This is a genomic window from Sulfuricaulis sp. (assembly GCF_040901545.1).
Taxonomy (GTDB): domain Bacteria; phylum Pseudomonadota; class Gammaproteobacteria; order Acidiferrobacterales; family Sulfurifustaceae; genus Sulfuricaulis.
Genome location: NZ_JBBDYL010000034.1, coordinates 21813 through 27812, shown reverse-complemented (window position 1 = coordinate 27812; position 6000 = coordinate 21813). Strand labels below are relative to the sequence as shown.

Here is a 6000-nt window from a genome sequence, read left to right as displayed (position 1 = left end):
GGCGCGCCCGTTCGGCGGCATGGAAGTCCACCGGATTTCCATGAATACTCCGCCTCACCCTCGGGCTCGAACACGGGGCTCGCTTGAAAACTCCCGGTGGGGCTGCGGTACTCGGCGCGTGCTACGGGGACCTGAAAACTTTCAGAACCCCCGTGCGATGACGAATACAGTTAAACAGGTGTTACTTGACGAGCTCTCTGCTCGATATGGTTCTTTGCGGAAGTTGGAGGGGAGCCAATCGCTTTATGAAATCGGAAATGGAGCAGCAAGGATTTATATTCGCTATTCCAAAGTTCATAACCGAGATCGTACTTTTTATGGCTTACGTGACGAAGATTTGAAGAGATTGGAGGGATACACTGCGGTTCTGTGCTTCTTATGGGATGGGCAAACTGAACCACTCTTTATTCCATTTCCAGAGTACGAGGAAATATTTCGGTCATTAACGCCTGCAAATGACGGCCAGTTCAAGGTTCAAATTTATCTCGGTGGCACTGGCGATGAACTTTACATCGCTGGCGCCGGTAGATTCAACATTGAGGGAGATTACGGTTGGGACAGACTTGGCTTGGTAATTGATGCAGCCAAATTCGACAAGATTCCTGAATTCACGCATTGCCAAATCCAAACCTTACTTGGCGCGATTGGGACCACCAAAGGTTATGACATATGGGTCCCACAAAATGATCGATCCAAGTTGGATTGGTCATTAACCAATCAATTTGCATGTCGAGAGACACATCTCGCAAGCGAACATCAAATTGGAGATATCCTACAAGAAATTGATGTAGTCTGGTTCGGACGTGGTTCAACAGAAATTAGAGCGTTATTTGAAGTGGAGCATTCAACGCCAATATATTCGGGATTACTGAGATTCAACGATATACATCTAACATTTCCTGGTCTTCGTCCCAGATTTAGTATCTTGGCGAATGAAGAAAGAAGGTCTTTATTCGTAAGGCAATTAAATAGACCGACCTTTCAGGTTAGTGGACTAGGTGATCTCTGTACTTTTATGGAATATTCTGATGTGTTCAGTTGGTTCCAAAGACTGAATCACGCCCGCAACTAGCAAAGAACGTAGAGAGACGACGAAATGAAAATTGTCGAAACTTATTCTCACATGAACGGCGGAGAATACTTGTCGGTCAGGAAGCCAATAATTTACACAGAAATTCGAGACGCTATTGCGTGCATAGATTCTAAGTCAGGCAAATTTCGTGACACTTTCCGCAAGTTCTTTGATGAAAAAGGTTGGAAAGTATCGTGTTGTTTTTGCTATGGCGGCGGAGGGAATCTTCAAAAGGTGGCAGGCCTATCGCTATCTGAACAGCGCAGATTTTTGGAACGAACTGGAATATGTAACCCGATAAAATCTTCTATGAAAATAGGTTTAGTAAAAGACAGAGTCGCGGTTGAAACGCCATTACGTAAAAGTTTGGGTATCCAGAATACGCTATTGAAGCAACTGTTGTTTTATTCTAGTGACATTATTGATGTGGGAGTGGAGATATTGCCAATGAAGACGATGGAAAGAGAGGTATACAACATCCTTCGTCATGGCAGAAACAGTCCTCCTGTCCCTCTGTTGGTTATTGGAATCGTCCCGTAAAAAATATTTGTGAGCTAAACATGTTAATTTTCGAACAATCCCAACCCAACCGCCGCAATTATTCCCAAGCGCCGCTGGCGAAAGCGGAGGTGAAGGGCATCCCGGAAAAGTTCCTCCGCATAAAACGCCCGCTGCTGCCGGAGGTTTCGGAGATGCAGGCGGTCCGGCATTACACGAAGCTTTCGCAGAAGAACTTCTCGATCGACACGCATTTTTACCCGCTTGGCTCGTGCACCATGAAGTACAACCCGCGTGCCTGCAACAAGCTGGCGATGCTGCCGAATTTTTTGGGGCGCCATCCGTACGCGCCGGAATCCACCGGTCAGGGTTTTCTCGCCTGCATGTACGAACTGCAGGAAATGCTCAGGGACGTCACCGGCATGAAGGCTGTTTCGCTCACGCCGCTGGCGGGCGCGCAGGGCGAGTTTGCCGGTGTCGCGATGATCCGCGCGTATCATGAATCGCGCGGCGACCAGGCCCGCACCGAGATTCTCGTGCCCGATGCGGCGCACGGCACCAATCCGGCGACAGCCGTGATGTGCGGCTACGCCGTGCGCGAAATTCCGACCGATGCCAACGGCGACGTGGACATCGAATCCCTTAAAGCGGCGGTCGGGCCGCAGACGGCGGGGCTGATGCTGACCAACCCGTCCACGCTCGGCGTGTTCGAGCGCAAGATCACCGAAATCGCCAGGATCGTGCACGCGGCGGGCGGTATGCTTTATTACGACGGCGCGAATTTGAATGCGATCCTCGGTCGCGTGAAACCCGGCGACATGGGTTTCGACGTGATCCACATGAACCTGCACAAGACCTTCTCCACGCCGCATGGCGGCGGCGGTCCGGGAGCGGGACCGGTGGCAGCGAACGATCGCCTCGATCCATTCCTGCCGGTGCCGATCGTGGGAAAAACTCAGGATAAATATGGGTGGGAAACGGAAACAACACGCCCGCAGACGATCGGAAGATTGTCGGCCAATATGGGCAACGCCGGCGTGCTGCTGCGCGCCTACGTGTACGCGCGGCTGCTCGGCCGCGAGGGCATGCACCGCGTCGCCGAATTTTCGACCCTGAACGCCAACTACATCATGGCCGAGCTTTCGAAACGCGGGTTCGATGTGGCCTATCCCAAACGGCGCGCGACCCACGAATTCGTGCTCACTTTCAAGCAACTCAAGGACGATACCGGCGTGAGCGCGATGGACGTCGCCAAGCGCCTGCTCGACAAGGGGTTCCATGCGCCGACCACGTACTTCCCGCTGCTCGTGCCGGAGTGTCATCTGATCGAACCGACCGAGACCGAGGCCAAGGAAGAACTGGATCGTTTCATCGCGGCGATGGAAGAGATCATGGATGAAGCGCGCGTCAACCCCGAGCTGGTCAAAGGCGCGCCGCACACGCTGCCGGTGAAACGGCTCGACGACGTGCGCGCGGCGCGCGAGCTCAACCTCACCTGGAAGCCGCCCGGCTAGGCGATGGCTTCACCACGCGGCCTGTTCGACCTGCGGCGCGTATGGCGCGCGGCGGGTTATTCCGCAACGGGCCTTAAGGCGGCGCTGAAGTTCGAACCGGCCTTCCGTCAGGAAATCGCGCTTTTCATCGTTCTCGCTCCGCTCGGATTTTGGTTGGGGCGTGACGGCGTTGAGCGCTCGCTTTTGATCGCGAGCCTGGTGCTGGTGCTCGTGGTTGAATTGCTGAATTCCGCGATTGAGGCCGCGGTTAATCGCATGGGTGAGCAACCGCATGCACTTTCCGGGCGCGCCAAGGACCTCGCCTCGGCGGCGGTTTTTGTCTCGCTGCTGCTCGTGGTGCTGGTGTGGACGCTGATGTTGGCGGACCGGTTTGGCTGAAGTACGAAGCGCTTACGTGGTCGCCGGTTTGTCGTCCTTTAGCGGTATTTCGCCCCTGTATTCGACGCTTTGGCATTCCAGGAAAATGCGCTTGTCGCATCGCTCGCAGATTGATTTATCGAGCCGATCGAAAATATTCTTGATCGCGTCATTTTTTGTGGTGAAAACATTCCCGACTCCCAAATCGTGAATAAATCCGCCGCGGTTCAGAATACCGTAAACCTCATCCTTCACCTTGCTTAAATACACCCCGCCGCCGGCCCCGCGGCGTCGCCGGGCTTCCTGCACCAGCATCCGGGCGCCGGCGATGTCAATAAAGTTAATCCCGTTACCGATGATCATGAGATGTTTCTGGCTCGGGTTTTGCGCCAGGAGCCGTTCGAATTCGTTCTGGACATGGTCAACCGCGCCGAAAAACAACGAACCGTCCACGCGCACGATTTTCAGTTGCGGACACTCGGGCAGTTTGGGATCGGTGACCATGTGCCTTCCGGACTGGTTCGGATCGGGCGTGCGGGTGACGATTCCGGGATGCGCCGTGCGCATAAGATAGATGACAAGCGAAAGTATCACGCCGATGTATATGGCAAACTCCAGATCGACGAACAACGTTGCCAGAAACGTGGTCAGTAACACGGCGGCCTCGCGTTTGCTGGTGCGCAGAATATTGGCGATCAATTGGAATTCAACCAGCCGGTACGCGACGATCAGCAGGATGCCGGACATGGCGGCGATCGGCAGATGCGCCGCGAGCGGCGCGATTATCAGTACTATCAGCGCCAGCGAGACGGCGGCGAAGATCGACGCCATCGGAGTGATCGCGCCGGACGTGTAGTTGATGCCGCTGCGGGTGAATGAGCCGGACGAGGCATAGCTTGAAAAAAAGCTCCCGACCATGTTCGCGAGACCCTGGCCGATAAATTCCTGGCTGCTGTCAATACGTTGACCGGACTTGAGTGCCACTGATTTGGCGATCGAGATCGCCATCACCAGCCCGAGCATTGCGATGGCGAACGCGCCGCTGCCGAGTGACTTGAGGGAAGTTAATGAAAACTCGGGACATGAAAGCGGTGGCAACTGCGCCGGAAATTCTCCTATCAGTTTGATGTCTTTACTTTCCGCACCGAAAGCTGCGGCCAGAAGACTGCCGATGATCATCGCCAGCATTAACCCCGGCCAGCGAGGTTTGTAATGCATGATGGTTACGCCGCTGAGCAGCGTTACAACCGCCACCGCCGTGACGTAAGGGTTGAAGGTGTTAATGTTCTGGAAGATGTGTTGCCAGGTATTCAGGAACGATTCCCCGGAGGGTATTTCAATTCCGAGAAAATGCTTTAACTGACTCGTCGCGATCAGAATCGCGGCGCCGACGATGAAGCCGACAATCACGGAGTGCGAGACGAAATTGACCAGCGCTCCCATGCGCGCCAGCCCGAACGCCAATTGATAGGCGCCCACCATAAACGTCAGTGTCAACGCCATGCTGATATATTGAGCACTGCCCGGTTCGGCGAATTTCGACACCGAGGCAAACACCGCGATGGAAATCGCTATCGCCGGTCCGGAGACAAGATGATGCGAAGAGCCGAAAAGGGCGGCAATAATGGGCGGGGCCATGGCGGTATACAGGCCGTACACCGGCGGGAGCCCGGCGATTATGGCAAAGGCCACACCCTGGGGCAGTACGATCGCCGCACCGGTAAGCCCCGCGATCAGGTCGGACCGCAGCGATTCGCGGTTGACCCATGGCCACCAGCGCAGACAAGGGAAAAACCGTGCCCAGAAAATATTGTATAACGGTGCGGGGTGAGAGTCAGGCATGGGCATGTATGATCAAAATTTCATTGTATCTTTTCCACTTGTCTATTTCATGTTGTCCGCCGATCCAGTTAGGTACGCAGCGAGCGCCGCCGTATAATCACGTAGGGTAAATTCATCTGAACACATTCTCATGCTCGAGGCAGTACATAGCATTTTCAATCACCCGGCTGCGCGCCAGGTATTTCTGAAACTCCGCTATGTCCTGTTTCTGATTTTTCTGGTTGTGCTCGCGCGTTACACTGAGGCATCGCGCCTGCTAGCCGGATTTCTCGTTTCACTGTTTGGCCAGGCGATCCAGACCTGGTCTTTTGCCTCGCTGGTAAAAAATGAACTGTTCACACCGCGCGGCCCCTACGTGCTGGTACGCAATCCAATGTACCTGGGCCGGTTTTTTTTGTTACTCGGCCTCATGTATTTGCTCGGCAATCATTATTTCACCGCGGCTTACGCGGCGGTTTACTATTTTTATATGGTTAACCGCGTGCAACGGGAGGAAAAACGCCTGGTGGAACTCTTGGGCGCGCCATATCGGGATTACCGTCGGCGCGTGAATCGGTTTATCCCGTCGATCAGCCGGCTTAACGATCCCGGGGTATGGTTTTTTGACTGGGCGGTATTACGAAAAAATCACGGCCATTGGAATTTTCTGGCGATGCTGCTGTTTTACGGAGTACTGGCCGTTTACGTTCTCTATTTGCGCTGAAAGCCGGCTGTCAG

6 protein-coding genes are annotated in these 6000 nt (G+C 54.2%); 5 read left to right on the top strand and 1 reads right to left on the bottom strand.

The window, feature by feature from the left end:
* The first annotated feature begins 157 nt into the window (after window positions 1-157).
* From WD823_RS06150 to WD823_RS06135, 4 genes are read left to right on the top strand one after another with little or no spacing between them, the layout of a single operon-like run.
* Window positions 158-1072, top strand: a complete 915-nt coding sequence (locus tag WD823_RS06150) for a hypothetical protein (RefSeq protein WP_368428605.1) — start codon at window positions 158-160, stop codon at window positions 1070-1072.
* Window positions 1073-1096: 24 nt separating this feature from the next.
* A complete protein-coding gene (locus WD823_RS06145; protein WP_368428604.1) occupies window positions 1097-1612 on the top strand; it encodes a BglII/BstYI family type II restriction endonuclease in 516 nt (171 codons plus the stop codon).
* 20 nt (window positions 1613-1632) lie between these two features.
* Complete coding sequence (gene gcvPB / locus WD823_RS06140) at window positions 1633-3084, top strand: aminomethyl-transferring glycine dehydrogenase subunit GcvPB (protein ID WP_368428603.1); 1452 nt, start codon at window positions 1633-1635, stop codon at window positions 3082-3084.
* Window positions 3085-3087: 3 nt separating this feature from the next.
* On the top strand, window positions 3088-3462 hold the full coding sequence (locus WD823_RS06135; RefSeq protein ID WP_368428602.1) for a diacylglycerol kinase: 375 nt from the start codon (window positions 3088-3090) through the stop codon (window positions 3460-3462).
* Window positions 3463-3474: 12 nt separating this feature from the next.
* Here WD823_RS06135 and WD823_RS06130 read toward each other — a convergent pair whose 3' ends face one another.
* Complete coding sequence (locus WD823_RS06130; RefSeq protein WP_368428601.1) at window positions 3475-5283, bottom strand: SulP family inorganic anion transporter; 1809 nt, start codon at window positions 5281-5283, stop codon at window positions 3475-3477.
* 130 nt (window positions 5284-5413) lie between these two features.
* Here WD823_RS06130 and WD823_RS06125 point away from each other — a divergent pair, with 130 nt between their 5' ends.
* Entirely contained in the window at window positions 5414-5986 is a 573-nt protein-coding gene (locus tag WD823_RS06125; protein WP_368428600.1) for an isoprenylcysteine carboxylmethyltransferase family protein, read from the top strand.
* Window positions 5987-6000 lie beyond the last annotated feature (14 nt).